This is a genomic window from Agromyces sp. Root1464 (genome assembly GCF_001427265.1).
In the GTDB taxonomy this organism is placed as follows: Bacteria; Actinomycetota; Actinomycetes; order Actinomycetales; family Microbacteriaceae; genus Agromyces; species Agromyces fucosus.
The window spans coordinates 1174817-1200544 of record NZ_LMFU01000002.1; the positions used below are offsets into that span (position 1 = coordinate 1174817).

The 25728-nt window shown below is 71.0% G+C and carries 26 protein-coding genes, 1 tRNA gene and 1 other RNA gene; 12 read left to right on the forward strand and 16 right to left on the reverse strand.

What is annotated here, in order from left to right; translation table 11 throughout:
• The first annotated feature begins 3 nt into the window (after positions 1-3).
• From ASD23_RS11080 to ASD23_RS11090, 3 genes are read left to right on the forward strand one after another with little or no spacing between them, the layout of a single operon-like run.
• Positions 4-627: a SipW-dependent-type signal peptide-containing protein gene (locus ASD23_RS11080; protein WP_157377067.1), complete on the forward strand. Its 624-nt coding sequence runs from the start codon at positions 4-6 to the stop codon at positions 625-627.
• Positions 624-1850, forward strand: a complete 1227-nt coding sequence (locus tag ASD23_RS18855) for a signal peptidase I (protein ID WP_157377068.1) — start codon at positions 624-626, stop codon at positions 1848-1850. The genes ASD23_RS11080 and ASD23_RS18855 overlap by 4 nt, the downstream gene beginning before the upstream one ends.
• Positions 1847-2365 (forward strand): hypothetical protein, encoded by a 519-nt coding sequence (locus tag ASD23_RS11090; protein ID WP_056010294.1) that lies wholly within the window; start codon positions 1847-1849, stop codon positions 2363-2365. The genes ASD23_RS18855 and ASD23_RS11090 overlap by 4 nt, the downstream gene beginning before the upstream one ends.
• A 48-nt stretch (positions 2366-2413) precedes the next feature.
• Here ASD23_RS11090 and ASD23_RS11095 read toward each other — a convergent pair whose 3' ends face one another.
• The 6 genes from ASD23_RS11095 to ASD23_RS11120 all read right to left on the reverse strand — a co-directional run bounded on the left by ASD23_RS11095 (position 2414) and on the right by ASD23_RS11120 (position 9747).
• Positions 2414-3544 carry a fatty acid desaturase family protein gene (locus ASD23_RS11095; protein ID WP_235507720.1) on the reverse strand — a complete coding sequence of 377 codons (1131 nt, stop codon included), beginning with the start codon at positions 3542-3544 and terminating at the stop codon, positions 2414-2416.
• 118 nt (positions 3545-3662) lie between these two features.
• Positions 3663-4964 (reverse strand): MFS transporter, encoded by a 1302-nt coding sequence (locus tag ASD23_RS11100; RefSeq protein WP_056010296.1) that lies wholly within the window; start codon positions 4962-4964, stop codon positions 3663-3665.
• Positions 4961-5539: a winged helix-turn-helix domain-containing protein gene (locus ASD23_RS11105; protein ID WP_056010298.1), complete on the reverse strand. Its 579-nt coding sequence runs from the start codon at positions 5537-5539 to the stop codon at positions 4961-4963. Before ASD23_RS11105 ends, ASD23_RS11100 begins: the two co-directional genes overlap by 4 nt.
• Before the next feature lie 98 nt (positions 5540-5637).
• Positions 5638-6849, reverse strand: a complete 1212-nt coding sequence (locus ASD23_RS11110; RefSeq protein WP_056010300.1) for an acetate/propionate family kinase — start codon at positions 6847-6849, stop codon at positions 5638-5640.
• Positions 6846-9011, reverse strand: a complete 2166-nt coding sequence (gene pta / locus ASD23_RS11115; protein ID WP_056010302.1) for a phosphate acetyltransferase — start codon at positions 9009-9011, stop codon at positions 6846-6848. Before pta ends, ASD23_RS11110 begins: the two co-directional genes overlap by 4 nt.
• Positions 8980-9747, reverse strand: coding sequence for a DUF998 domain-containing protein (locus ASD23_RS11120; RefSeq protein ID WP_056010305.1), 768 nt, complete (start codon positions 9745-9747; stop codon positions 8980-8982). The genes pta and ASD23_RS11120 overlap by 32 nt, the downstream gene beginning before the upstream one ends.
• Before the next feature lie 211 nt (positions 9748-9958).
• Here ASD23_RS11120 and ASD23_RS11125 point away from each other — a divergent pair, with 211 nt between their 5' ends.
• From ASD23_RS11125 to ASD23_RS11145, 6 genes are all read left to right on the forward strand, one after another.
• Positions 9959-11374 (forward strand): flavin-containing monooxygenase, encoded by a 1416-nt coding sequence (locus tag ASD23_RS11125; protein ID WP_082571381.1) that lies wholly within the window; start codon positions 9959-9961, stop codon positions 11372-11374.
• Positions 11371-12363, forward strand: a complete 993-nt coding sequence (locus tag ASD23_RS11130; protein ID WP_056010307.1) for a bile acid:sodium symporter family protein — start codon at positions 11371-11373, stop codon at positions 12361-12363. Before ASD23_RS11125 ends, ASD23_RS11130 begins: the two co-directional genes overlap by 4 nt.
• Positions 12360-13328: an NAD-dependent epimerase/dehydratase family protein gene (locus ASD23_RS11135; RefSeq protein WP_056010309.1), complete on the forward strand. Its 969-nt coding sequence runs from the start codon at positions 12360-12362 to the stop codon at positions 13326-13328. Before ASD23_RS11130 ends, ASD23_RS11135 begins: the two co-directional genes overlap by 4 nt.
• A gap of 111 nt (positions 13329-13439) precedes the next feature.
• An RNA gene (gene ffs, locus ASD23_RS18605) (signal recognition particle sRNA small type) lies at positions 13440-13536 on the forward strand.
• Positions 13535-13619: transfer RNA gene (locus ASD23_RS11140), tRNA-Ser, on the forward strand. Before ffs ends, ASD23_RS11140 begins: the two co-directional genes overlap by 2 nt.
• A gap of 247 nt (positions 13620-13866) precedes the next feature.
• Entirely contained in the window at positions 13867-14343 is a 477-nt protein-coding gene (locus ASD23_RS11145) for a hypothetical protein (protein ID WP_129230782.1), read from the forward strand.
• On the opposite strand, the gene ASD23_RS11150 is transcribed toward ASD23_RS11145, so the two are convergent.
• The 4 genes from ASD23_RS11150 to ASD23_RS11165 form a co-directional block, all read right to left on the reverse strand.
• Positions 14333-14989, reverse strand: a complete 657-nt coding sequence (locus ASD23_RS11150; protein ID WP_235507721.1) for a GNAT family N-acetyltransferase — start codon at positions 14987-14989, stop codon at positions 14333-14335. The genes ASD23_RS11145 and ASD23_RS11150 overlap by 11 nt on opposite strands.
• 55 nt (positions 14990-15044) lie before the next feature.
• Positions 15045-16889, reverse strand: coding sequence for a helicase HerA-like domain-containing protein (locus tag ASD23_RS11155; RefSeq protein WP_056013013.1), 1845 nt, complete (start codon positions 16887-16889; stop codon positions 15045-15047).
• Between the two features lie 110 nt (positions 16890-16999).
• Positions 17000-17482, reverse strand: a complete 483-nt coding sequence (locus tag ASD23_RS11160; protein ID WP_056010315.1) for a hypothetical protein — start codon at positions 17480-17482, stop codon at positions 17000-17002.
• 49 nt (positions 17483-17531) lie between these two features.
• Entirely contained in the window at positions 17532-17987 is a 456-nt protein-coding gene (locus ASD23_RS11165; protein WP_056010317.1) for an SRPBCC domain-containing protein, read from the reverse strand.
• A gap of 129 nt (positions 17988-18116) precedes the next feature.
• Here ASD23_RS11165 and ASD23_RS11170 point away from each other — a divergent pair, with 129 nt between their 5' ends.
• The 3 genes from ASD23_RS11170 to ASD23_RS11180 are packed head-to-tail and all read left to right on the forward strand — an operon-like array spanning position 18117 to position 21167.
• Positions 18117-19034 (forward strand): AraC family transcriptional regulator, encoded by a 918-nt coding sequence (locus ASD23_RS11170; protein WP_056010318.1) that lies wholly within the window; start codon positions 18117-18119, stop codon positions 19032-19034.
• A gap of 46 nt (positions 19035-19080) precedes the next feature.
• Positions 19081-20316, forward strand: coding sequence for a non-homologous end-joining DNA ligase (gene ligD, locus ASD23_RS11175; RefSeq protein ID WP_056010319.1), 1236 nt, complete (start codon positions 19081-19083; stop codon positions 20314-20316).
• On the forward strand, positions 20313-21167 hold the full coding sequence (locus tag ASD23_RS11180) for an aminoglycoside phosphotransferase family protein (protein ID WP_200941708.1): 855 nt from the start codon (positions 20313-20315) through the stop codon (positions 21165-21167). Before ligD ends, ASD23_RS11180 begins: the two co-directional genes overlap by 4 nt.
• Before the next feature lie 45 nt (positions 21168-21212).
• Here the strand turns inward: ASD23_RS11180 and menC are convergent, their stop codons facing one another.
• The 6 genes from menC to bcp form a co-directional block, all read right to left on the reverse strand.
• Complete coding sequence (menC, locus tag ASD23_RS11185) at positions 21213-22406, reverse strand: o-succinylbenzoate synthase (RefSeq protein ID WP_056010321.1); 1194 nt, start codon at positions 22404-22406, stop codon at positions 21213-21215.
• A complete protein-coding gene (locus ASD23_RS11190) occupies positions 22403-23215 on the reverse strand; it encodes a hypothetical protein (protein ID WP_157377069.1) in 813 nt (270 codons plus the stop codon). The genes menC and ASD23_RS11190 overlap by 4 nt, the downstream gene beginning before the upstream one ends.
• Positions 23216-23332: 117 nt before the next feature.
• Positions 23333-24280 (reverse strand): factor-independent urate hydroxylase, encoded by a 948-nt coding sequence (gene pucL, locus ASD23_RS11195; protein WP_056010325.1) that lies wholly within the window; start codon positions 24278-24280, stop codon positions 23333-23335.
• 3 nt (positions 24281-24283) lie between these two features.
• On the reverse strand, positions 24284-24625 hold the full coding sequence (gene uraH / locus ASD23_RS11200) for a hydroxyisourate hydrolase (protein WP_056010327.1): 342 nt from the start codon (positions 24623-24625) through the stop codon (positions 24284-24286).
• Positions 24622-25119, reverse strand: coding sequence for a 2-oxo-4-hydroxy-4-carboxy-5-ureidoimidazoline decarboxylase (gene uraD / locus ASD23_RS11205; RefSeq protein ID WP_056010329.1), 498 nt, complete (start codon positions 25117-25119; stop codon positions 24622-24624). The genes uraH and uraD overlap by 4 nt, the downstream gene beginning before the upstream one ends.
• Before the next feature lie 100 nt (positions 25120-25219).
• Complete coding sequence (gene bcp / locus ASD23_RS11210) at positions 25220-25726, reverse strand: thioredoxin-dependent thiol peroxidase (protein ID WP_056013019.1); 507 nt, start codon at positions 25724-25726, stop codon at positions 25220-25222.
• Between the last annotated feature and the right edge of the window lie 2 nt (positions 25727-25728).

The following is a 25728-nucleotide window of genomic DNA, read 5'->3' on the forward strand; positions in this document are numbered from 1 at the left end:
CCCGTGGCTCGGCACCGGGGCCCGAAGGCCCGGTCACGACCGCCCGGTCGCTGGCGAGCGCTCCTCGCCGGAGGTCTCGTGCTCGGAGTCGGCGCGACCGCGACGCTCGCAGCGTGGAACGATGCCGAGAACGCGAGCGGCACGTTCGGCTCCAGCGTGTTCGACACGGTCTCGAAGAACTCGACGGACACGACGTTCGCCAGCCACGACCAGTCCCCCGCGACGCTCGCCTTCGCCGCGACGGGCATGTCGCCCGGTGCTCTCTTCACCGCCGGTCTCGACGTGCGCACCACCGGCGCCGGCGACTCGCCCACCGCCGCGAGCACGGTGGGCGGCACCGCCCTGCTCGCCTCGGCCGTCCCGACCGGCGACACCCAGTTGACCGGGCAGCTCGAGTACCGGGCGATTGTCACGACGACGGCGACCTCGTGCGCCGCCGTCGTGCACTCGGGGGCGTACGTCGCGGCGAACGCGGTGCCCGCGGGAGTCCAGGCGGCGCTGTCGGCGAACGCCGGCAACACCGTGCGGTTCTGCTTCGAGGTCCGGCTGAAGACGACCGCCCCGAACACGACCCAGGGTCGCACCGGCGTCATCACCTGGTCGGTCACCGCGACGTCGGCGTCATGACCTCGCCACCGCAGGCGGCCGCGTCGGAACGGCGGCGCAGCGCGGCATCCGTCATCGGGGACGTCCTGCTGACCGTCGCCGCAGCCGGGGGCGCCGTGTGCATCGTGCTCGTCGTGGCCGCTGTGGCGTTCGGCGTCTCGATCATGCTGTTCGCGACCGGGTCGATGTCGCCGGCGATCCCTGCCGGCGCCGCCGCGCTCGTGCGAGAGGTGCCGGCGGCATCGATCGAGGTCGGCGATGTGGTGACAGTCGACCGCCCGGGCCGGCTGCCGATCACGCACCGAGTGGTCGCGATCTCGGGCTCGGGAGCCGAGCGGGCGTTGACGCTGCGCGGCGACGCCAACCCGGTCGACGACCCGGCACCGTATCGTGTCTCCACGGTCCGGGTGGTGCTCTTAGCGGTGCCGGGCGTGGCGCCGACGATCGCGGCGCTCGGGAACCCGCTCGTGCTCGGCACCCTGACGCTTCTCGCCTCGGCTCTCGTGGTGTGGGCGTTCTGGCCGCGAGGCCCGCATGGTTCGACCGCCGGCCGGCCGAGCGGCCCTCGCCACGCCCGATCGTCGAGCGGCCGCGGGGCGACCTCCGTCGTCGCCGCGGTGGGGATCGCGGTGCTCGCGACCTCCCTCGCGGCATCGCCGAGCCGCGCGGAGGCGGCCACGACCGTCACCGTCGTGCAGGGCGACGTGATCCGCCTCACGTCGATCGGCGATGCCGCCGCCATGGGATCGCTCGCACCGGGCGGGAGCGCCGTGTGGATCGTCGGCGTCGAGGCGGACGCCCCGTCGCCCGGAACCATCCGGATGTCCCTCGCCGCCGCGGGCTCGGCGAACCCGTTCCTCGACGTGACCGTGACGGCGTGCGACCGTCGCACCGTCGACGGGACCTGCCCGAACGCGTCGGTGCTCGTGCCGACCACCCCGCTCCTCGAGCGCGACGTCTTCGACCTCGGCACCATGCCCGATACCGAGGCCCGATGGCTTCGAGTGGAAGCGCGGATGTCAGGGCCTGACGACCCGGCACCGACGAGCTCCGTGTTCACCGTCACGGCCGACGGGTACGGCGAGACGGTGGCGACGGGCGGGAGCAGCACCGCGACCGGCGACGACGGGTTGGCGCGGAGCGGATGGGCAGTCGGCGCATCGTTGTGGGGCGCTGCGGTCGCAGCGCTCGGCGGCGGGGTCCTGCTACTCGTCGCGAGACGCGGACGGCGGACAGCGCCGTGAAGCGATGGGCGGCGGGCACGGCCGCGACCGTCATCGGCGGCGCGCTCATCCTGTCGACGGGGGCGCTCGGCGCGGCGGTGGAGACGGATGCGGCGTGGAGCGGTCCGGAGCAAGCGACCGGCTCGTTCGCCGCGCTCACGGTGCCGCGACCGGTGCTCGGTCCCACGTGCACCCTGGTTCCCGGCCTCGCCGGTCTCACGCCGGTCATCACCGTCACGTGGACCGTGCCCGCCGGGTCCGGATTCACGAGCGCGAACGCGCAGTACGGCGTCGGCGATCTCAGCGGGCTGGAGCTCGTCGTCGGGCCGCTGCTCGGCTCGGTGACGACGACCGGGCCGGTGTCGGGCGTCTACACGACCAAGTTCGACTCGGGCCTCCTGTCGGGCCTCCTCGGCGGGACGAAGTCGGTCGCGGTGCGCTTCGTGCACTCGAGCGGCTGGACCTCGGCCTGGTCGCAGGCCAACGCGTCGATGGGACTCGCCGGCACCAACCCGCAGTGCACGGTCGTGCCGTGACCCGGGCGTCCGCGACCTGCTCGCCCGCGACGTGCTCGCCCGCGGGCGTCAGTCGCGCCGGCGGTACGAGTTGATCATCGGGCAGTCGAAGGGGTCGCGCGCCGCGAGCCCGACCCGGTTGAGGTAGGCGATGACGATCGCGTACGACTCGACGAGGCCCGTCTCGGTGTAGCGCACGTCGTTCTCGCGGCAGTACTCGCGCACGATCTGCTGCGTGCGGGCGAGCGCGGGCCGCGCCATGCTCGGGAACAGGTGGTGCTCGATCTGGTAGTTCAGGCCGCCCATGAACGAGTCCATGAATTTGCCGCCGCGGATGTTGCGGCTCGTGAGCACCTGGCGCTCGAGGAAGTCGACGCGCATGCCGCGCGGGATGAGGGGCATGCCCTTGTGGTTCGGGGCGAACGAGGCTCCCATGTAGACGCCGAAGACGCCGAGCTGCACGAACAGGAAGACGGCGGCCAGCAGCGGCGGGAACGCCCAGAAGACGAGCGCGACCGTGCCGATGAGGCGAACTGCGATGAGCGTGATCTCGAGGCCGCGTCGCTTGACCGTGCCCTTGCCGAGCACGTGGCGGATGCCGTGCACGTGCAGGTTGATGCCCTCGAGCAGCAGCAGCGGGAAGAACAGGTAGCCCTGCTTGCGCGTGATCATGCGCACGAGCCCGCGGCTCTCCGCGGCATCCTCTTCGAGGAAGGAGATCGTGTCCTTGACGATGTCGGGGTCGCGGCCGATCACGTTCGGGTTGCCGTGGTGGCGCGTGTGCTTGTTCATCCACCAGCTGTAGCTGATGCCGACCACGAAGTTCGCGAGGAAGAGCCCGGCCCAGTCGTTGGCGGGCCCGGAGCGGAAGACCTGGCGGTGCGAGGCCTCGTGCGCCATGAAGGCGAACTGGGTGAAGATCACGCCGAGCGCTGCGGCCACGACGAGCTGCCACCACGAGTCGCCGATCATGACGGATGCCGCGATGACGGCGCCGAGCACGACGGTCCAGAAGGCGGCCTTGCGCACGTAGAAGCCGACGAATCGGTCGAGGAGGCCCTCGGCCTTGATCTGGCGGGAGAGCTGCGCGAAGCCGCTCTGCGCCGGGTCGGCACCCTCTCGGCGACGACCCGCCGTGAGGATCACGGGCGACATGGTGCCCAGTGCACCGTCGGGGCGTTCTACGACCTGCAAGCTCATGTGCGCTCATCTCGTCATCCGAAGGTGCGAATGGAACTCAGACGAACGTTTCGGGGGTGTGCTTCACCGGCCGATATCGACCGTGCTGCGAGCGTACGGAGCCGGTGCAGCGCTCACATCACACGGGTGAGCCATTCGCACCCCGTACCCCCGTAGGGGTGCGAGCGGCCGAGAGCCCCGTGAACGAGCGCACGTAGAGCGGGCTCGAGCCGAGCACGAGGTAGATGATCGAGCACCCCAGCAACGTGGGAGCGAGCCCGAACCGCTCCACCGAGAGGCCGCCGAGGAAGGCGCCGAGCGGCATCGAGGCCGCGACGCCCGCGGTCATCGCGCCGAACACGCGGGCTCGCACGCCGTCGGGCACGAGCCCGTACATCGCGGTCGCCATCATCGGGTTGAGGGCCCCGGCGGCGAGGCCGGAGAACACGAGGATCGGCAGCAGCACCGGCACCGGCGCGCCGAGCGCCATCGCGAGATACGGCGGCATTCCCGCCAGCACGAAGCAGAGGGCGAACACCACGCGACCCGAGTAACGATGGCCGGCGGCGGCGAAGAGCGCCGAGCCGGTGAGCGCGCCGGCCGCGAAGCATCCGACCATGAATCCCAGCACCGCCGGGTCGCCGAGCACCTGCGTCGCGTAGACCGGTTTCAGCACCGTGATGCCCGCCGCATCGATCGCGTTCGTGAGGGTCACGAGCAGCACGATCGAACGCAGGAGCGGCGAGGCGGCGATGAATCGGATGCCGGCCACGAACCCGCCCTGCACGGGGGCTTCCCCTTCGGGGACGGATGCCGCGGCTCGCCGCGGCACGAAGCACACGACGAGCAGGGCCGACACCGCGAAGCCGGCTGCGTCGACGAGGAGCGCCGGCATCGGGCCGGCGATGGCCACGAGCGCGCCGGCGACGCCCGCACCGATCATCATGGCGGTGCGCTGCACGGTCGACTGCGCACCGGCAGCGCGCGAGAGCGGTACCCGCGCGAGCTCGGCGAGGTCTGGCATGAGCACGGTCTTCGCGGTGTCGCCCGGGGCGTCGAGCAGGCCGCCGAGGAAGACGAGGGCGAGCAGCACCCCGAAGTGCAGCCCGACGGTCGCCGCGAGCACCGGGATCGCGAGCACCGTGACGCCGCTCGCGACGTCGGCGACGATCGACGAGGTGCGGTAGCCGAACCGGTCGACGAGCACTCCCCCGAGTGCCCCGCCGATGACGAGCGGCACGGTCGCGAAGACGCCCGCGACGCCGGCCGCGAGGGGGGACCCCGTCTGGGTGAGCGCGATGAGCGGGATCGCGATGAGCGCGATCGCGTTGCCCGACAGCGAGAAGAGCTGCGCGGCGAAGAGGGCGACGAGCGGGGTGCGGCGGCGCGGAGCATCCGTGGTCGAAGGCTCGACCGTCGTGCGCGTGGTGTCATTCGTCATCGCTCGGGCCTCGGGAACGTGTGGGTCATCCAGCGCACGGCTCTCGTGCCCGGGCGCGGTTCACGGCCGACGGCCCACCACTTCTCGCGCACCGCGTCGAGTTCGGCGTTCAGCTCGCGGAACTCGTCGATCGTGAGGCGGGCCGCGCCGTCGCTCGAGTCGGAGGCCGCGACCCACTCGGGCTCGAGCTCGGCCTCGGCGTCGATCGCCTCGAGCAGTTCGCGGTGGTACGAGTCGAGCACGACGCGCCGCATGGCATCGGATGCCGCGTGGGCCTCGGGGTCCTCCAGGAACTCCGCGGTCTGCCAGCTCGTGACGAGGTGCGCGGCCCGCCACCACCGCTCGCGCCTGTCGCGGGCGAGCTCGGGCGCCTCGACCACGAAGCCGTGCTTGGCGAGGGTTGCGACGTGGTAACTCGCCGAACCCGGAGCCTCGCCCGTGCGCTCGGCGAGGGCGCCGACCGTACTCGGGCCCTCGACCCGCAGCAGGCCGAGGATGCGGAGGCGCATCGGGTGCGCGAGCGCCCGCATGGCGCCGGCATCGTGCAGGTCGATGGTCTCGCGTGGGTCGTTCATGCCGCCAGCATAGTTCCACAAGAAACCTTGTGCAACAGTTCTTGTGGATATTCGCACGCTGCCGCGACGGGCTCCCCCGGGTCGCATCGGGTGCAACCTCAGGCGCCGACGAGCTCCAGCGTCTGGCGCGCGATCTCGAGCTCTTCGTTCGTCGGCACGACGAGCACGGCGGTCTTCGAGGCATCCGTCGAGATGCGCCGGGCTTCGCCGCCGCGAACGGCATTTCGGTCGGGATCGAGCTCGACGCCGAAGCCCTCGAGACCGGCGAGCGCGCGCTCTCGCACGACCGCCGAGTTCTCGCCGACGCCCGCCGTGAAGACGATCGCGTCGACCCGGCCGAGCTGGGCGGCGTACGCCCCGACGTAGGAGCGCACCCGGTGCGCGTAGACGTCGAGCGCGAGCGTCGCCGCCTCGTCGCCCGCGTCGCGCGCCGCCACGAGATCGCGCATGTCGGCGTGACCACTCAGCCCCAGGATGCCGCTCTGCGAGTTCAGCAGATGGTCGAGGCCGTCGGCGTCGAGGCCGGCCCGTCGCTCGAGATGCAGCAGCACCGCTGGGTCGATGTCGCCAGAGCGCGTGCCCATGACGAGCCCCTCGAGCGGCGTCATGCCCATGCTCGTCTCGATCGAGCGGCCCTCGGCGACTGCGCAGGCGGATGCACCGTTGCCGAGGTGCAGCACGATCATGCGGAGCTCCTCGACCGGGCGTTCGAGGAACGCGGCAGTGGCACGCGAGACAAAGCGGTGCGAGGTTCCGTGGAACCCGTAGCGGCGGATGCGGTGCCTCGCGGCGAGCTCGCGGTCGATCGCGTAGGTATATGCGGCCGGCGGCATCGTCTGGTGGAACGCGGTGTCGAACACGGCGACGTGCGGCACCTCGGGGAAGGCACGCTGCGCCGCCTCGATGCCCTCGAGGTTCGCGGGGTTGTGGAGCGGCGCGAGCGCTGAGAGCTCGTCGATGTTGATCTTCACGAGCGGGGTGATCACGGTCGGCTCGAAGAAGCGAGCCCCGCCCTGCACGACCCGGTGGCCCACCGCGATCGGGGCGTGCGCCTCGAGCGAGGGGCCGTGCGCGGCGAACGCCTCGAGCATCACCGCGAAGGCGGCCTCGTGGTCGGGCACCTCGACGGCCGCGTCCCACGTTGAGCCGAGGCTGTCGTTCTCAGGCCCCTCGTGACGATGCCGGGCGTGCCCGACGCCGCGGCCGATGCGCTCGACGAGCCCGCTCGCGAGCGTCTCGGATCGCTCGACCTCGATGAGCTGGTACTTCAACGACGAAGACCCCGAGTTCACGACGAGCACGACGCTCATGCCGGATCCGCCGCCTGGATCGCCGTGATGGCCACGGTGTTCACGATGTCCTGCACGAGCGCTCCTCGCGAGAGGTCGTTGATGGGCTTGCGCAGGCCCTGCAGCACCGGCCCGATCGCGACGGCGCCCGAGGAGCGCTGCACCGCCTTGTACGTGTTGTTGCCGGTGTTGAGGTCGGGGAAGATGAAGACCGTCGCCCGCCCCGCGACATCCGACTCGGGCAGCTTCGTGCGCGCAACCGCGGCATCCGCTGCCGCGTCGTACTGGATCGGCCCCTCGACCGCGAGCTGCGGCGCGCGCTCGCGCACGAGCTCGGTCGCCCGGCGCACCTTGTCGACGTCGGCGCCCGAGCCGGACTCCCCCGTCGAGTACGAGAGCATCGCGATGCGCGGCTCGATGCCGAACTGCGCCGCGGTCGCGGCCGACGAGATCGCGATGTCGGCGAGCTGCTCGGCGGTCGGGTCGGGCACGATCGCGCAGTCGCCATAGACGAGTACCCGGTCGGCGAGCGCCATCAGGAACACGCTCGAGACCACGTCGACGCCGGGCCGCGTCTTGATGACCTCGAACGACGGCCGGATCGTGTGCGCCGTCGTGTGCGCGGCACCCGAGACCATGCCGTCAGCGAGGCCCAGCTCGACCATCATCGTGCCGAAGTACGACACGTCTTGCACGGTCTCCCGCGCCTGCTCGAGCGTGACGCCCTTGTGCGCGCGCCGACGCTGGTACTCCTCGGCGAAGCGGGCGACGTGCACGAAGTCGTGGTTCGAGAGCACCTCGGCCTTCGAGAGGTCGAGGCCGAGGCCGATCGCCCGCGACCGCACCTCGATCTCCTCGCCGAGGATCGTGAGGTCGGCGACATCTCGGGCGAGCAGGGTCGCCGCGGCTCGCAGCACCCGGTCGTCGTACCCCTCGGGCAGCACGATGCGCTTGCGGGTCTGCCTCGCCCGCTCGAGCAGGTCGTACTCGAACATGAGGGGCGTCACGACCTCGGGCCGCGCGACCTCGAGCAGGTCGAGCAGCGCCTGGCCGTCGATGTGCTTCTCGAAGAGGGCGAGGGCGGTGTCGCGCTTGCGCTGCGACTCAGCGGCGAGCCGGCCGCGCGTGTGCGTGATCGCGAGCGCCGTGTCGTAGCTCGAGAGCTCGGTGCGAATGATCGGGAGCCCGGCCTTCAGGCCGTCGATGAGCCGCTCGACCTGCTCGGCGATCGGGATGCCGCCATTCAGCACGATGCCCGACAGCGACGGGAACGTCGCGCTCGAGTGCGCGGTGAGCACGCCGAGCAGCACCTCGCTGCGGTCGCCGGGCACGACGACCACGGCGCCCTCGGTGAGGTGGTTGAGCACGTTCTCCATCGACATCGCCGCGACGATGACGCCGAGCGCCTCGCGGTTCAGGAGTTCGGGGTCGCCCGCGTGCAGCGTGCCGTCGACCGCCTCCATGATGGCGCGCATCGACGGTGCCACGAGGTACGGGTCTTCGGGAATCGCCCAGGTGGCGACGGATGTCTCTGCGCCGCGCCCGACGGCGATCGATGCGCTGTTCGGCCGCGCGGCCGACGCCACGGCGTCGACGATCTCGGGGAGTCGCTCGGGGTCGGCGCGGTTCGCGACGATGCCGAGCAGCGTCGCGTGCTCGCGCTCGAGCTCCTCGACGGCGAGCTCGGTGAGCTGTGCGAGCTCTTCGGGGCTGCGGGCATCGGAGTAGCCGAGCCGCTCCGACCGGCTGCGCCCCTGCCCATCGCCGACCCGACCGCCGAGCACGAGCAGCACCGGGGCGCCGAGGTTCGCGGCGATGCGCGCGTTGTAGGCGAGTTCGGTGGGGCTGCCGACATCCGTGAAGTCGGAGCCGATGATGACGACCGCGTCGCACCTGTCTTCGACGGCCTTGAACCGGCTCACGATCGTCGCGAGCGCCCCCTCGGGGTCGGCGTGCACGTCGTCGTATCCCACGCCGACCGCGTCGTCGTAGGGGATCTGCACGACGCCCTCGTGGGCGAGCAGCAGCTCGAGCACGTAGTCGCGCTCGGCGGTCGATCGCGCGATGGGCCGGAACACGCCGACCCGGGTCGTGCGGTGGGTCAGGGTATCGAGTGCGCCGAGCGCCACGGTCGACTTGCCCGTATTGCCCTCAGCCGAGCAGATGTAGATGCGGTGCGCCACCCGTCCAGCCTATTGGGCGCGCGGCATGCGGGGTCTGGGAATCCGCCATCGATCGGCCGAGCACGGCTGCGGTCGTGATGCGGTGCTGGGTCGCCAGCGACACGGCGGTCAGCCAGAGGAGCGCCGACGTCGTCGCGATGAGCTCGAGCCATCCGCCGAGTCCGGTGGCGACGCCTGCGAGCGAGAGGATGCCGCCCGCCGAGGCGGCCGCGATCACGAGCACGAGGCTCGGCACCGCCAGCACCGCGTAGACCCGACCGAACCTGAGGGTCTGGATGATCGCCACCCCGGCGAGCGCGAAGCCGAGCACCGCGGCCGTCGTGTGCACGAGGTCCTGCGGGGCGGCACCCGGCGAGAGCGGGATCGGGCAGCCGGTGCTGCACGGCACGGCCGCGCCGACCCCGAACATCGCGCTCGCGGCGAGCAGGCTCGTACTCACCGCCCACGCGCCGAACAGGCCGCGGCCGCTCCGCATGCCCCAGAGCCCGACGGCCGACGCCGCGCCGCCGAGCGCGACCATCGCGAGCGACACGTTGAAGGCGACTGACGTGATCTCCCCCGCAGCCCCCAGCCCGCTCACGTAGGTGTTGCCCGGGAAGACGATGCGGGACGCCCACATCATGCCGAGGGCGAGCAGCACGAGCGCGGCGCCGCCCAGGCGGAGGGCCGCGGCAGCGGGGTGGCCGAGCCAGTTCGAAGCGGATGGGACATGGATGTCGGAGGAGGAGTGGGGCACTGTCTCCACGCTAGGAAAGCGGGCGGACGAGCACATCGGCGGCAGGTGCCGACGACGTCGTACCACGGTGCGAACGTCGTGGTCGGGGCATCCGTCGAGCGGATGATCGGCGGCGTCCAGAACCCGAGCAGTATTCGCTTATGCTGTTCGGGCACATCGACGTGCCGTGCCGTCTCCCCCAGCGGTGCGACCCGAACAGAGACACCCACCCGTGAACAACATCGCCCTCATCGGAGCGGGCCCATCCGGCCTCGCCGGCGCGCGAGCGCTCAGCCGCGCCGGTATCCCCTTCGACGGATTCGAGGCCGGCCCCGACGTCGGCGGCCTCTGGAACATCGACAACCCGCGCTCGACCATGTACGAGTCCGCGCACCTCATCTCGAGTCGCACGACGACCGAGTTCACCGAGTTCCCGATGGCCTCGACCGCCGACTACCCGAGCCACCGCGAACTGCTCGAGTACTTCCGCGCCTTCGCCGACGCGTTCGGCCTGCGCGAGCGGTTCCGCTTCGAGACGAGGGTGACGGATGTCTCGCCGCTCCCCGTTCCTGATGGCACGCCCGTTTCCGGCGCCGGCGCCGGGTCCGCCGCGCCGCGCTGGCGCGTCACCGCCGTCACCGCCGACGGCGAGACCATCACGGGCGACTACTCGGGCGTGATCCTCGCCAACGGCACGCTCGCCGAGCCCAACGTGCCGGGCTTCGCCGGCGAGTTCACGGGCGAGATCATGCACACGAGCGCCTACAAGTCGGCGAAGACGTTCGACGGCAGGCGAGTGCTCATCATCGGCGCCGGCAACTCCGGGTGCGACATCGCGGTCGATGCGGTGCACCACGCGGCATCCGTCGACCTGAGCGTGCGCCGCGGGTACTACTTCGTGCCCCGCTACCTCTTCGGCCGCCCGTCGGACACCCTGAACCAGGGGCGCCCGCTGCCGGCGCGCATCAAGCAGTTCATCGACACGCGCGTGCTCAAGGCGTTCACGGGCGACCCGGTGAAGTTCGGGTTCCCGAAGCCCGACTACAAGATCTACGAGTCGCACCCGATCGTGAACACGATGGTGTTGAACCACCTCGGCCAGGGCGACCTGCGGGTCGTGCCCGACATCGACCGGTTCGACGGGCGCACGGTGCACTTCGCCGACGGATCCTCGGGCGACTACGACCTCATCATGCTCGCGACGGGCTACCACCTCGACTACCCCTTCGTCGAGCGCACCCACCTGAACTGGGAGGGCGCGTCGCCGTCGCTCTTCATGAACGTCTTCCCGCCCTCGTTCAACGGCCTCTTCGTGCTCGGCATGATCGAGGCGTCGGGCATCGGCTGGCAGGGCCGTTTCGAGCAGGCGGAGCTCATCGCCGCCTACCTCGCCGCCGCCGACGACGCCCCAGAGGCCGCCGCTCGGTTCCGTCAGCGAGCGGATGCCCCGTGGCCCGACCTCACCGGCGGCTACGACTACCTCGGTCTCGACCGCATGTCGTACTACGTCAACAAGGACGCCTACCGGCGCACCGTGAAGCGACTGCTCGGCACGCTGCCGCCGACCTCTGAGCGCGGCCCGCTCCTCCCCCACAGCCTCGTCGCGGCGACCGCGACGGCCATCCACACCGAGGGCGGCACCGCATGAACATCGACGACGTCGTCCTGAACTTCACCCCGGGCTCGCTCATCGCACTGAACATCGTGCTCGGGCTCATCATGTTCGGCATCGCGCTCGACACGGCGCCGTCCGACTTCAAGGCCGTCGCCAAGGCGCCGAAGGCCATGATCATCGCGCTCGCGGCGCAGATCATCCTGCTGCCGGCCGTGACCTTCGGCCTGACGCTGCTGCTCAACGTGCAGGCGTCGATCGCGCTCGGCATGATCCTCGTGGCGTGCTGCCCGCCCGGCAACATCTCGCAGGTGCTGACCTACCGTTCGGGCGGCAACGTGGCGCTCTCGGTGTCGATGACAGCCGTCTCGAACGTGATCTACATCTTCCTGCTGCCGATCAGCCTCGCGTTCTGGGGCGGCTTGCACCCGACGGCGAGCAAGCTGGTGCACGAGGTGAGCCTCGACGGCTGGCAGATGCTGTTCGAGATCTTCCTGATCATCGGAGTGCCATTCTTCGCCGGCCTCCTGATCCGCGCCAAGCTGCCCCGCTTCGCGGCGAAGGTACAGCCCTACGCGCGCTGGGTCAGCCTCATCGGTCTCGTCGGCTTCATCGCCGCGGCCCTCATCGGCAACTGGGCGATCTTCATGGCGTTCATCGGCGTCGTGCTGCTCGCGGTGTTCCTGCACGACGCCGTGGCGCTCGGCCTCGGGTACGCGAGCGCGCGCATCGGCGGCCTCGGCGTACGCGACCGCAAGGCCATCACCTTCGAAGTCGGAATCCGCAACGCCGGCCTCGGCCTCGGCCTCGTCTTCGCGTTCTTCGGCGGGCTCGGCGGCATGGCCGTCGTCGCCGGCTGGTGGGGCATCTGGGACATCGTCGCGGGCCTCACGGTCGCGACCCTCTGGGCGAGGCACTCGAAGCGAGCGGACCGCCGGTCGACTGCCGGACGGTCGAGGAGCGAACGAAGCGAGCGCATCGAGGCCACCGACCACGAGCCGACCGGCCGAGGAGTCGCCGAATGAGGCGCGTACTCGTCACCGGCGGCGCCGGGTTCCTCGGATCGAGCGCGGTGCGCGCCCTCGCCGGGCATCCCGACGTCCAGCTCGTCGTCGCCGGCGACGTGCGCACGCCCGCGCAGCTTCCCGACGGCGTCGTGTTCGAGCCGTGCGACGTGACGGATGCCGCGAACGTCGCCGCGGTCGTGCGCGACCACCGTATCGACACGATCGTGCACCTCGCCGCGATCGTGAACCCCGGAGGCCTCAGCGAAGACGTGGAGTACCGCGTCGACGTCGAGGGCACGCGCAACGTGCTCGACGCCGCCGTCGCGTTCGGCGTGCGGCGCATCGTGGTCTCGTCGTCGGGCGCCGCCTACGGGTATCACGCCGACAACCCCGAGTGGCTCGTCGAGACCGACGGCATCCGTGGCAACGAGGAGTTCAGCTACTCGCGGCACAAGCGCCTCGTCGAAGAGATGCTCGCCGCGTACCGGGTCGCGCACCCGGCGCTCGGCCAGGTCGTGCTCCGCATCGGCACGATCCTCGGCCCGTCGGTGGCGAACCAGATCACCGCACTCTGGGACGGCCCGCGCATCCTCGCGATCCGCGGCTCCGACAGCCCGTTCGTCTTCGTCTGGGTCGACGACGTCGTCGGCGCGATCGTGCGCGGGGCGACCGGCGAGGTCACCGGTGCGTTCAACGTCGCGGGCGACGGCCGCATGACGGTCACCGAGATCGCCGCGGCCCTCGGCAAGCGCACGATCACGGTGTCGCCGTCGTTGCTCACCCTCGCGCTTCGCGTGGGCCACGCGACCCGGCTCACGGTGCACGGACCCGAGCGCGTCGGCTTCCTGCGGTACCGGCCGGTGCTCGACAACACGCGCTTGAAGGCCGAACTCGGATACACGCCGTCGAAGACCAGCCGCGAGGCGTTCGACGCGTTCCTCGCCGCGCGGGCAGCCCGCGGCGCCGAGGCATCCGCTCGCTGAACCGGCCGCGGTCAAGACACCCGCTCGGGCCTTTCCGGCCAGCCTGGCCGAGGCATCCGCTCGCTGAACCGGCCGCGGTCAAGACACCTGCCTGCGCTCGGGTAGACTGTCTCCGGCTCCTCACGTGGCGTCATCCAGGTCAACTCCCCCAGGGCGGAAACGCAGCAAGGGCAGCCGGGCTCTGGCGGGTGCGTGGGGAGTCCCCGGGAGGATTCGCCTAGTGGCCTATGGCGCACGCTTGGAAAGCGTGTTGGGTGCAAGCCCTCGGGGGTTCGAATCCCCCATCCTCCGCGGTAGATGAGTACGAGAACGGCCCCGATTCGTCGGGGCCGTTCGTCGTTTCCGGCCCCGTGTCCTCATTAATGCGGAATGGTGCGATTCCGCCGCGACGCCCATGATGAGAGGGATGTCAGCGGCGGCGATGGAACTGAGGAGTGGGGACGCAGGGGGCTCCTCCATCGGAGCGGCGGCAGCAGGGGGCGACGGCCTCAGGGTGTTCACCCTGAGGCCACGCCGCTCCCTCGGACGGAGCGTCGGATTGCCGCTCCTGGCACTCGCCCTACCGGTGCTCGCCGCCGAGATCTGGCTGATGGACTCGCACGACGCGTGGCCCGTCATGGCCGCCACCACCGCGGTCGTCATAGCGGCGATCTTCGTCGCATGGGTCGGCTACCGCCGTGCGAACGCGTCGATCAGCCGCTACGGCATCGTCGAACGGGGCTTCTTCGGCGGTGTCTCGACCGTCGCGGCACGCGACGTCGCCGGAGTGCTGCGGGTGCACCTGTACCGGGCGAACAGTCTCGACACGACGCAGGAGCTCTTCGTGGTCGAACGCACCGGCCGCGGCGCGTTCCGGATGCGCGGCAGGTTCTGGGACGAGGCCACCATGGATCGGGTCGCCGAGGTGCTCGGCGTCGAGGAGACCGTCGGTTCGGAGCCGATGACCCTCGCCGACCTGCGCGAAGCGAACCCGCGCCTGCTCTACTGGTTCGAGCGGCGTTCGCTCACTCGCTGACGGCTGAGCCCGTTGCCGTCGCGTCGCTCGCGTCGGTGGTCGCGATGCCGAGCAGCGGCGAGCCCGGGCGACTCGACGGGAGCTCGTGGAATCCGAGCCGGTCGTAGAACGCCCTGGCTCCCGTGTTCGCAGCGTCCATGCCGAGGTGCACGGCCGGCACCCCGTGTGCGGCGAGTGCGTCTCGGAGGGTGTCGATGAGGCGACGGCCGAACCCGCGGCCCTGCAGCTCGGGCAGGAGGTCGATGTGCAGGTGCGCCGGGTACTCGGCGAGTTCGGCGATGAGCATGCGCTCGGGCGCCGTGCCGGCCTCGATGAGCTGCGCCTCGGTGAAGTCCGGTTCGTGGCCGGTGGGGGCGCCGGGCGACGGATGCCTCGTGGCGAACGCCGGCCCCCACTCGCGCTTCCACCACTCGACGAAGGCGGCGGTGTCGGCCACGCCGATCACGTAGCCGAGCACCCGATCGCCATCGGCGACGACGAACGCGAGCTCGGGCGCGTACTCGACGTAGGGCAGCGCGAACACCTCGGGCATCAGGGTGTCGTCGGAGTAGACGCCGGCGGCGTCACCGCCTCCGGCCGCCGTGAGCAGGCAGATCCGGGCGACCTGATCGCGGTCGGCGGCACGGTACGGGCGGATCTCTGGCACGGGTCCATCCTCCCGCACGGCGGCCAACCGGCCGGTGCGCCCGGCGGGCATGCGACTACTTGCGCCTGGCCATGCCGAAGATGCCGGTGATGACGCTCGTCAGCACGTTCTGCGTGGTCTTCGAGCCGAGCACCTGCTCGAGCGCCGACTTCTCCTTCGATCGCGAGGAGCGCGACCGCGAGGTCGTCGAGGTCTGCTTCATGAGCCGGTCGTACTCGGCCTGCGCCTTCTTGTCGGCCTTCGCGGCATCCGCTTGGATCTTCGCCTGCATCTTCGCGAACTCGGCGTCGGCCTTCGCCCTGGCCTCCGCCGCCGCTTGGGCGTCGACCTTCGCCGCGGCATCCGCGAGCTTCTTGGTCAGGATCTCGTGCGCCGACTCCCGGTCGATGCCGGTGCCGTACTTCGCGGTGAGCGGCGATGCCGCGACGGCTGCGTCCACCACGGCATCGGGCGATGGCGACATCGACGCCTGCGGGGCACGCAGCCGCGTCCAGGCGACGGGACTCGGCGCCCCCTTCTCGTTCATGACGGTGACGATCGCCTCACCCGTGCCGAGCTGGGTGAGCGCCTCCTCGAGGTCGTAGCCCGACTTCGGGTACGTCGAGACGGTCGCGCGCAACGCCTTCGCGTCGTCGGGTGTGAAGGCGCGCAGCTGGTGCTGGACGCGCGAGCCGAGCTGGGCGAGCACGTCGGCCGGCACGTCTTTGGGCGTCTGCGTGACGAAGAAGACGCCGACCCCCTTCGAGCGGATGAGCCGCACGGTCTGCGTGATCTGGGCGAGGAAGTCCTTCGAGGCGTCGGCGAAGAGCAGGTGCGCCTCGTCGAAGAAGAACACGAGCTTCGGCTGGTCGAGATCGCCGACCTCGGGCAGATCGGTGAAGAGATCGGCGAGCAGCCACATCAGGAAGGTCGAGTAGAGCGCCGGCTTGTCGGCGACCCCCGGCACCTCGAGCAGGCTGATGATGCCGCGCCCGTCGGACGCCACGCGAAGGAACTCGGCCGTGTCGATCTCGGGTTCGCCGAAGAACACGTCGGCGCCCTGGTCGGCGAAGGTGATGAGCTCCCGGAGGATCACGCCGACCGTCGCCTTCGACAGCCCGCCGAGACCCTCGAGCTCGGGCTTGCCCTCGTCGCTCACGAGGTAGGCGAGCACCGCGCGCAGGTCTTCGAGGTCGAGCAGCGCGAGGTTGTTGGTGTTCGCGTAGTGGAAGACGAGGCCGAGGCTCGACTCCTGCGTCTCGTTCAGGCCGAGCGCCTTCGAGAGCAGCAGCGGGCCGAAGCCCGAGATCGTCGCCCGGATCGGCACGCCCCGGCCGACGCCGCCGAGGGAGTAGAACTCGGTCGGAAAGCTCGCCGGGGTCCACTGCTGGCCGATTCCCTCGGTGCGGGCGAGCAGCTTCTCGTTGCCCTCCCCGGGCGTCGCGACACCCGAGAGGTCGCCCTTGATGTCGGCCGCGAACACGGCCACGCCGTGGGACGAGAGCTGCTCGGCGAGTACCTGCAGCGTGCGGGTCTTGCCCGTGCCGGTCGCGCCTGCGACGAGCCCGTGCCGGTTCGTCATCGCGAGCGGGATGCGCACGGGCACGTCGGGCAGCGCCTCGCCGTTGACGAGGGCGCCGATCTCGAGGGTTCGGCCCTCGATGGCATAGCCGGCGCGGATCGCGTCGACCTGGGTCTGGTCGAGCGGGCCGGATGTCGCGGCTGCGGCTGATTTGGCTGCGACTGTTTCGGCTGCGGCCGGCGTCGAAGCATCCGCTGCGGCCTCAGCGGCCGCCTTCGCGAGCGCCGCCGCCTCTTCGGCCTTCCTGACTGCCTCGGCGGCCTGCGCCTGCAGCTCCTCCGCCGCCTCAGCGGCCGCCGCGGCGGCTTCTTGCGCTTGCTTCACCGGATCGTCGGCCATGCTCGCGATCCTAGCGAGCACCGGCACCGTCGGCCGCAGTGAGATGACGCGAATCGATCGCTCCTCGGCGAGCAACGGTCGATTCGCGTCACTTCGCGTGGCTGGGGCGCCTACGTCAGTCGGATGATCGGGCGAAGTCGCTCGGGCTTCACGATGCCGAGACGCGTCATGTGCGCGGCCGAGTTGAGGTACAGCAACGTGAGCACGCCGCATTGCAGGGTGATCCCGAGCCAACTGAAGGCTCCGTTCGTCGTCGGCTCGACGGCACCCGTCATCTCGCCGACGAAGCAGACCAACGCGATGGCCGTGGCCGCGCCGAACAGGATGCCGAGCCGGCGACTGAGCGGCCGCCACCCGGTCATGCGCCACCATGCTCGCGGCGGGTCGATCGGCTCACCCTGGCCGCGGAAGATCCGTACCGCGAACACGAACGCGGCGAGGTCGAAGAGCAGGCTGACGATGCCGATGCCGACCTCCGCCGTGTTCAGACGGCGGAGCAGGTCGGCGAGCGCGTATCCGACGATCCACGCGACGACGATGTAGAGCACCTTGAGCTCCCAGCGCACGATCCTGAACGCGGGCGCCTTCGCCATGGTGTCTCCTTCGCCGACCGGTGGTGGCCTCAACCTACTCCGCGCATGGTCACGAGGGGAACGGCAACGCCCTGCCCGTCTCGACCCACGACTTGAAGCTCGAGAGCACGAGCGGCCAGGTGTCGGAGGTCTCGGCCTCGGCGGGGTGGCCCTCACTCCACTCGTCGTTGGTGAACGTGAGCTTCGTGAGCGAATCACCCGCAGGCTCCAGACGCCACGTCATGCGACTGCGGAGCTCGGCGTGGTTCTCGCGGTAGGTGGGACCGGGGTGCTCGGTGAGTTGCAGCACCGTGCCCGGCTCCGCCTGCAGCACCTCGCCGTAGACGTGCACGGTCTCGTCGCCGTCCTGCCCGGGCCCGACGTACTCGTAGCGGGCGCCGGGCACGAGGTCGCCGCGCAGGGCCGAGCCCCACATGACGGCGCGGCTGCCCTCCTCGCCGGTGATCGCGTCCCAGACGCGGGCAGGGTCGGCGGCGACGAAGAGCGTCATCTCGAAGTCGGTCATGGTGTCCTCCTGGTGGTCGAACTGGTCGGGTTCGACGCTACGGATGCCCCGGTGCCCGCGTCTTGCACAAACGCGACGGGGCGACGTGGTCGGCGGCGGTGCGTCGGTGGGGCTCGCCATACTTGCCCCATGCAGACGGGTGAGAACTACTGGCGCTCGCGCGCCGGCGCCGCCACGAAGGGCGTGCTCGCCGGCCGACCGGGCGAGCCCGGCATCGCGCCGCTCGCGGCGGCGGCCGCGGCGCAGGCGGCCGCCGATGACGCGCCGGTCCGACTCGCCCGCCATGCCGTGAGTGCCGATCTCGAGGGCCTCGTGCGCCACGTGTGGATTCCCCGCTGGCGGCTCCCGCCGGGCGTCGTCATCGAGCAGGGCGTGCTCGACTACCCGTCGGCGAACCTCGTGATCGAACCGCACGAGGCGGCCCTCTATGGACCCGAGCTCGGTCGCAGCCGCCAGCGGCTCGAGGGCGAGGGCTGGGCGTTCGGCGTGCTGCTGCAGCCCGGCGTCGCCCACCGCCTCGCACCCGGTCCGATGCGCGACCTCGTCGGCTCCTCGGTCAGGTTCGCTGCACTCCGCGTGACGGATGCCTCCGGCCTCGCCGAACATGTGCGCACCGAGATCGAGGCGGGCGAGGATGCATCCGCGATCGCCGGGTTCGAGGCGTGGCTCCGCTCCCAGCGCATCGAGCTCGACGACGAGGCCGCGCAGCTGCGCCGAGTCGTGGAGCTCGCGGAGACCGACCGCTCGATCGTGCGCGCCGACGGGCTCGCCGCGGCGACGGGCCTGAGCCTCCGCGCACTCGAGCGGCTCGTTCGCGGCAGGCTCGGCCTCACGCCGAAGTGGCTCATCGGGCGCTATCGCATGCAGGAGGCGTCACAGGCGCTCGCGTCCGCCGAGCCGCCGTCGCTGGCCGAACTCGCCGCCGGCCTCGGCTTCTCCGACCAGGCTCACTTCACGCGCCAGTTCCGGGCCGTGATCGGCGAGACCCCTCGGCGCTACGCCCGCGCCGCCGCCGCGTCGACCGAGGCCTCCGTGGCATCCGGCTGATGCCACGCCCTCCCGCTCGGCGGCCTCGCGCAATAGTGTGGAGAGCGTGAGCCCCAAGGCGTCGACGGCCGAGGTGCTGCAGATCGACGACCGAGAGGTGCGCATCAGCAGCCCCGACAAGGTCGTGTTCCCCGAGCCCGGCCTGACGAAGCTCGACGTCGTGCGCTACTACCTCGCCGTCGCCGAGGGAGCACTGCGTGGTGCCGGCGGGCGCCCGATGGTGCTGAAGCGCTTCGTGAAGGGCATCGACCAGGAGGCCTTCTTCCAGAAGCGCGCCCCCGAGAAGCGGCCCGACTGGATCGAGACCGCGACCCTGCACTACGCGTCGGGCAACTCGGCCGAGGAGGTCGTGATCCGCGACGCCGCAGCCCTCGCCTGGGTCGTGAACCTCGGATGCCTCGACCTGAACCCCCACCCGGTTCGGGCCGAAGACCTCGACCACCCCGACGAGTTGCGGGTCGACCTCGACCCGATGCCGGGCGTCGAGTGGGCCCAGATCGTCGACGTCGCGATGGTCTCGCGTGAGGTGCTCGCCGATCACGGGCTCGTCGGCTGGCCGAAGACCTCGGGCTCCCGCGGCCTGCACATCAACGTGCGCATCGAGCCGAGATGGGACTATCGCGAGGTGCGGCTCGCCGCGGAGACCCTCGCTCGCGAGGTCGAGAACCGGGCACCGGGCATGGCCTCGGCGAGGTGGTGGAAGGAGGAGCGCGGCGAGAGCGTCTTCGTCGACTTCAACCAGAACGCGAAGGACCGCACCGTGGCCTCGGCGTACTCCATCCGGCCGCTGCCCGACGCACGAGTCTCGACGCCGCTCGACTGGAGCGAGGTGCGCGGCAGCCACCCCGAGCGCTTCACGGTGGCGACCGTGCTCGAGCGCTTCGCCGACCTCGGCGACCCGGCGGCCGGCATCGACGACGCCGTCGGCAGCCTCGACCGCCTGCTCGCCCTCGCCGAGGAGCTCGGACCGGCCGAGAAGCCGCCCAAGTCCTCCGACGGCTCGGGGCGACGCGCCTCGACGATGCCGCTCATCGAGATCGCCCGCGCCGAGACCAAGCCCGAGGCGCTCGAGGGCCTCGAGCGCTGGAAGGCGCGGCACTCGGATGTCGCGGCGCTCCTGCACCCCGCCGACGTGCTCGTCGACGGCATGCGCGGCAGCTCCTCGCTCTGGTACCGCATCCGCGTGAACCTGCAGCACGTGCCCGAGGAGCAGCGGCCCGAGCAGGAGCCGCTCGAGATGGACTACGACCCGTGGGCCGGCAAGGAGTGGAATCGCCAGTGAGCGACCTCGGCCCGGTGAACCCCGGATTCGCCGGCGATGCCGCATGGCTGCGGCACTGGCGCCTACGCCCCGACGGCGAGCCGGTGACGACGCCCTCGAGCCGCCTCATCCCCGTGCAGACGAGCGACGGGTCGCCGGCGATGCTGAAGCTCGCGCACACCGACGAGGAGGAACGCGGCGCCGAGCTCCTCGTGGCACTCGACGGCCGCGGCGCCGCGAGGGTCCTCGCCCACAGCGATGAGGCCCTGCTCCTCGAACGCGCGACCGGCAACCGCGACCTCGTGCGCATGGTCGCCGATGGCCGCGACGACGAGGCCACCCGCACGATCTGCGCGGCGGCCGGCCGCATCCACGCGGCATCCGCTCTCGTGCTCGACCGCACCGACCCACCGGATCTCGTCGACCTGCCGACGTGGTTCCGCGAGCTCTTCGCCGCGGCCGACGGACTGGGCCCGCAGCACCGCCGCGGCGCCGACGTCGCGGCGGCACTCCTCGACGACCCGCGCGAGCCGGTCGTGCTGCACGGCGACCTGCACCACGGCAACGTGCTCGACTTCGGCGAACGCGGCTGGCTCGCGATCGACCCGAAGGGGCTCGTCGGCGAAGCCGGCTTCGACTACTGCAACCTGCTCTGCAACCCCTCGCCCGAGCGCGCCCTGCTCCCGGGCCGTCTCGAACGGCAGTTCGGCGTGGTCGTCGAGGCGAGCGGCATCGAACGGTCACGGCTCGCGCAGTGGCTCGTGGCGTGGTGCGCGCTGTCGTCGACCTGGTTCGCGCTCGACGACGATCCGGGGCGTGCGGGCTCCGCCGCGGCCATCGGCGAGCGTGCACTCACCCTTCTCGAGGGTTGACCCCGCGCCGGACTCGCCCGGTCGGTCTCACGGGAGGTTGAGGTGTCAGCGCGCGAGCACGACGGGCGGCGCGCTCGCCCAGTCGTGCACGAGGTCGTCGCGCACGGTGACCCCCGTGCCCGCGCGATCCGGAACCCGGAGCTGCCCCCGATGCTCGCCCTCGCCGAGCACGAACGGCTCGGTGACGTCTTCGGCGTAGTAGCGCGACGATGCTGAGGTGTCTCCTGGCAGCACGAAGCCCGGCAGTGCCGCGAGTGCCACGTTCGCCGCACGGCCGATGCCGGTCTCGAGCATGCCGCCGCACCACACCGGCACGTCGAGCGCGCGGCAGGCGTCGTGCACCCGCAGCGCCTCGAGGTAGCCGCCCATGCGCCCGGGCTTGATGTTGACGACCGAGGTCGCCCCGCGCTCGATCGCGTCGACCGCGGTCACGGCGTCGAGGATCGACTCGTCGAGGCAGACCGGCGTCTCGCACGCGCTCGCGAGCAGTGCGTGGGTCGCGATGTCCTCTTCGGCGAACGGCTGCTCGATGAGCAGCAGCCCGAACGGGTCGAGGCTCGCGAGCAGCGGGATGTCGTCGGCGGTGTACGCCGTGTTCGCGTCGACCTGCAGCAGGCCGCCGGGCCCCATGAGCTCGCGGACCGCGGCGACGGGCACGAGGTCCCACCCGGGCTTGATCTTCAGCTTGATGCGCCGGTATCCCTGCTCGAGGTAGCCGGTCACCTCGTCGAGCAGCTCCTCGAGCGTCGGGGCGATTCCCACCGAGACGCCGCAGTCGACCCAGTCGCGCACCGCGCCGAACGCGGCGCCCATCGACCGCCCCTGCGCCCGCAGCTCGGCGTCGAGCACGGCCGCCTCGATCGCCCCCTTCGCCATGCGGTGACCGGCGACGAATGCGAGCGCGGGCCCGACGGATGCTGCGAGCGGCACGCCGGCCGATCGGTCGCCGTCAGCCGGGGCGGGATGCGAGGCACCGACGGCGTGCGCGGCCAGCAGCGCCGGCGCGAGGTAGCGCTCGATGACGGATGCCGCTCCGCCGACGTACTCGGCCGAGTAGAACGGATCGCGGCCGGCGACGCACTCGCCCCAGCCGTCGCCCGCATCGGTGCGCACTCGCACGAGCAGCGCTTCGCGCACGGTCTCCCGGCCGAAGCTCGTCTCGAAGGGACGCACGAGCGGCACTTCGATGCGATGCAACTCGATCGCCTCGATGCGCGGAGTCACGGTCGTGGGTGTCATTCGGTCTCCCGGTCGGGGTCGTCGTTCGTGAACACGTAGTCGCCCGCGGCGTCGAGCTCGGGCCGCAGCGCACGGCCGGCGAGCGCGGCGAAGGCCTCTCGCGAACGTTCGCGGAGGCGAGCGGCGTCGGCCGGGGCATCCGCTCGCAGTCGCTCGAAGTCGGCGTCGAGCGCGAGGCCGCCCTCGGCCGACCACGCAGGCTGCGGCCGCCTGGCGAGCGCGCGTGCAGTGCGAGAGGAATCGAGCCGCCAGCGCACCTCGAAGCGGTCGCTTCGGTCGGCGCCCGTGATGCGGTCGCCGAGCCTGCCGTAGAAGTCGGGACGATAGGCCACGACCTCGGCGCCGAGCCGGACGAGGTTCATGTGCGCATTGCGGCGGATGAGCGGATCGTAGGTCCACCGGATCTCGTCGATGCCGTGCTCGAGGCAGATCGCGCGCTGGCGGAGCTTCAGGGCGAGACCGATGCCACGTCCCCGCGCGGCGGGATCGACGGCGTTCATGTGCGAATGCAGGTGAAGGCCGCCGGCCCAGCCGAGGAAGCCGAGGGCGGCGCCGAGGATTCCGGCGACTTCCGCGTGCTCATGCGGCACGGCGACGAGCAGGGTGCCTCCGGCGTGCGCGATGGCCTGCAGCATCGAGCGATCGGGTCCGCGCCCCTCGCCCCAGGTCGCCTCGAAGCGCGCGAGCACGCCGTCGAGCTCGTCAGCGGTCGCCTGACGCGTCACGACCCCGGCGCGTGCGTCGGCGGCATCCGCGATCGAGCGCGCCGCGGGCCACCCGGTCGCGGGCTGTGGTGGCGTCCCGCTCACGCGTGCCGACCTTCCGTCATGGCTCGACGCTAGCGCGGCGAACCGCAGCGCGTCGACAACGACGACGAAGGGCGGATGCCGCAGCATCCGCCCTTCGCTTGGTTCCGTCCGCCCGGATCAGCAGAAGCCGGCGATGCCCTCCCACGCGACGGGCGCGGGCGCGAGCCCGTCGCGCGTGACCGTCGCCTCGATGAGCCCGTAGGGCCGATCGGCGGCGTAGAACACCTCGTTGGGGTTGTCGAGCCCGAACGGGGCGAGGTCGACGACGAAGTGGTGCTTGTTCGGCATCGAGAAGCGGATCTCGCCGATCTCGGGGTGGCGTTCGAGCACCCGCCGCCCCATGTCGAAGAGCGTGGTCTGCAGCGCGGCGGAGTACTGCTCGGTGAAGGCCTCGAGCAGCAGTGCCCTGACGTTCTCGTAGACGGCGTTGAAGTCGACCTCGGGGCTCGTGTACCGCCAGCGAGCGGCGACGTCGGTCGCGAGAATGCGGTCGGCCGTCTCCTGCAGGGTCGTATAGCGATCCTTCGGGTATCCGGCGAACCCCGACTGCGTGGTCTTCAGCACCGTGAGGTCCTTCAGCCCCGCGATCACGTGGCGGTCTGCGCCGTCGGCGACGACGACGGCCGTGCGGATCTCCTGGCCGGAGCGGACGAACGAGTGGTCGTGCCCGGCTCCATGCGCCTCGATGCGCTGCCAGGCGAAGCTCTCCGCTTCCCAGCGGCCGCCGCTCACCCAGTCGAAGGAACTCGTGAAGTGGTCGGCCAAGCGAAGCAGGAACGCCTCGGGCGAGCCGACCCCGTCGCGGGCGAAGGCGAAGATCGTGTTCTTCTGGGTGTCCGTCGCGACGACGTGGGAGTTGTCGCCCTCGAGGTGGGCCCCGGCGAAGTCCCCGCGCAGTTGCGAGGTGACGTTGAGATCCTCGATCTCGTGTCGGGCCGTGTCACGCGTGACCTTGACGACGCGGACCTCGGCTTTGCCGTACTGGTTCGCGCCGAGGATGATCCCGGAGTCGTCTGCGCTGTTCACGGTCGTGGTGGAGTCGTTGGCGATGAGTGTATCGGTCATGGTTCAGCTTCCTCGGTACGTCGAATAGGCGAAGGGGCTCAGCAGGAGCGGCACGTGGTAGTGCCGTCCCTCCTCGGCGACGAGGAAGGTGAGCAGCACTTCGGGGTAGAAGGTCTCGGTGTCGCGGGCCGCGAAATAGGCGCCGGTGTCGAACCGCAACCGGTACTCGCCGCTCGGCACCGAGCTCGCGGCGAGTCGCGTGGCCCGGCCGTCGGCGTCGGTCGTCCCGGTGCCGATGAGCCGCCACTCGTCGCCCTGGCGGGCGAGGAGTTCGACGGGCACGCCGGCGGCGGGCCGGCCGTGCACCGCGTCGAGCACGTGTGTGGTGATCTGCGAGATGCTCATTCGGCGAGGATTCCCTTCAGTCTGAGGATCGCGATCTCGCGGAGTTGCTCCGCGACGATCTCGTCTTCCTCGTCGGGCGTATGCCCGAGCCGTTCGTTCAGCGTGTCGAGGATCTCCCCGGCGCTGCGCCCTGCGGCGCGGATGAGGAACACCCGACCGAACCGGCGTTCGTACTCGCGGTTGCCCTCGGCGAGCGCGTGCTGCACCTCGACGTCGCTCGGGTCGAGCCCGGATTGTTCGGCTCGGCTGAGCTCCGCCTCGCGATGATCACCGCTTGCGCGATCCCCGATGCGCGGATGATGCACGAGCGCGCCCTCGATCTCGTCGGGCGTGAACGGCGTCGCCGCGGACTCGGCCGCGGCGACGACCTCGTCGACGGAGGCGTACGGCCGCCCGTCGACGATCGCTTCGCCCCAGCGGCCGATGTCGACGCAGGGGCGGAGCGCGGCGATCGCCGCTCGGCGATCGGCTCCATTGAATACTTCAAGCAGCATTGCTTGATCCACTCTCTGATTCTGCTGGCATCCACGGCGTATGGAAATATGAATCGAATGATTTCATATCGTGGAACTGTTATTTCAGCATGCGACAATTCTACTGAACGGTGACCGACGAGACAAGCCTCGGCAGGCCGAGCCGCTCACGAAGTCGCGCGACGTGACCGTCGGCCTGCACGTTGTACTCGACCGAGACGACGCGCCCCTCGGCGTCGACGACGACGGTGGAGCGGATGAGTCCGTCGAACGTGCGGCCGTCGACGGTCTTCTGGCCCCACGCACCCCAGGCCCTCGCGATCGCGGCATCCTCGTCGGACAGCAGCGGGAAGCTCAGCGCCTCGGCCGCCGCGAACTGCGCGAGCCGCTCGACCGGGTCGGGCGAGATGCCGAGCACGTCGTACCCGGCCGACTGCAAGGACGCGAGGTTGTCGCGAAAGTCGCAGGCCTCCGTCGTGCAGCCGGGGGTGAACGCCGCCGGGTAGAAGTACACGATCACGGGCCGGCCGCGGTGCTCCGCGAGGGAGCGGGATGCGCCGCTCGCGTCGGTGAGCGTGAAGTCCGGCGCGATCTGGCCCGGTTCGAGTTCGTCTGACGAGTTGATCATGT

What these genes read in the sequence shown, in the direction of transcription:
- ASD23_RS11105 (WP_056010298.1), bottom strand. Translation starts at nt 5,539, where the DNA reads ATGAACGACCCACGCGAGACCATCGACCTGCACGATGCCGGCGCCATG.
- ASD23_RS11130 (WP_056010307.1), top strand. Translation starts at nt 11,371, where the DNA reads ATGAACATCGACGACGTCGTCCTGAACTTCACCCCGGGCTCGCTCATC.
- ASD23_RS11160 (WP_056010315.1), bottom strand. Translation starts at nt 17,482, where the DNA reads ATGGCGAAGGCGCCCGCGTTCAGGATCGTGCGCTGGGAGCTCAAGGTG.
- bcp (WP_056013019.1), bottom strand. Translation starts at nt 25,726, where the DNA reads ATGATCAACTCGTCAGACGAACTCGAACCGGGCCAGATCGCGCCGGAC.
- ASD23_RS18855 (WP_157377068.1), top strand. Translation starts at nt 624, where the DNA reads ATGACCTCGCCACCGCAGGCGGCCGCGTCGGAACGGCGGCGCAGCGCG.
- ASD23_RS11095 (WP_235507720.1), bottom strand. Translation starts at nt 3,544, where the DNA reads ATGAGCTTGCAGGTCGTAGAACGCCCCGACGGTGCACTGGGCACCATG.
- pucL (WP_056010325.1), bottom strand. Translation starts at nt 24,280, where the DNA reads ATGACCGATACACTCATCGCCAACGACTCCACCACGACCGTGAACAGC.
- menC (WP_056010321.1), bottom strand. Translation starts at nt 22,406, where the DNA reads ATGACACCCACGACCGTGACTCCGCGCATCGAGGCGATCGAGTTGCAT.
- ASD23_RS11170 (WP_056010318.1), top strand. Translation starts at nt 18,117, where the DNA reads ATGCAGACGGGTGAGAACTACTGGCGCTCGCGCGCCGGCGCCGCCACG.
- ASD23_RS11110 (WP_056010300.1), bottom strand. Translation starts at nt 6,849, where the DNA reads ATGAGCGTCGTGCTCGTCGTGAACTCGGGGTCTTCGTCGTTGAAGTAC.
- ASD23_RS11100 (WP_056010296.1), bottom strand. Translation starts at nt 4,964, where the DNA reads ATGACGAATGACACCACGCGCACGACGGTCGAGCCTTCGACCACGGAT.
- ASD23_RS11165 (WP_056010317.1), bottom strand. Translation starts at nt 17,987, where the DNA reads ATGACCGACTTCGAGATGACGCTCTTCGTCGCCGCCGACCCTGCCCGC.
- ASD23_RS11135 (WP_056010309.1), top strand. Translation starts at nt 12,360, where the DNA reads ATGAGGCGCGTACTCGTCACCGGCGGCGCCGGGTTCCTCGGATCGAGC.
- uraH (WP_056010327.1), bottom strand. Translation starts at nt 24,625, where the DNA reads ATGAGCATCTCGCAGATCACCACACACGTGCTCGACGCGGTGCACGGC.
- uraD (WP_056010329.1), bottom strand. Translation starts at nt 25,119, where the DNA reads ATGCTGCTTGAAGTATTCAATGGAGCCGATCGCCGAGCGGCGATCGCC.
- ASD23_RS11155 (WP_056013013.1), bottom strand. Translation starts at nt 16,889, where the DNA reads ATGGCCGACGATCCGGTGAAGCAAGCGCAAGAAGCCGCCGCGGCGGCC.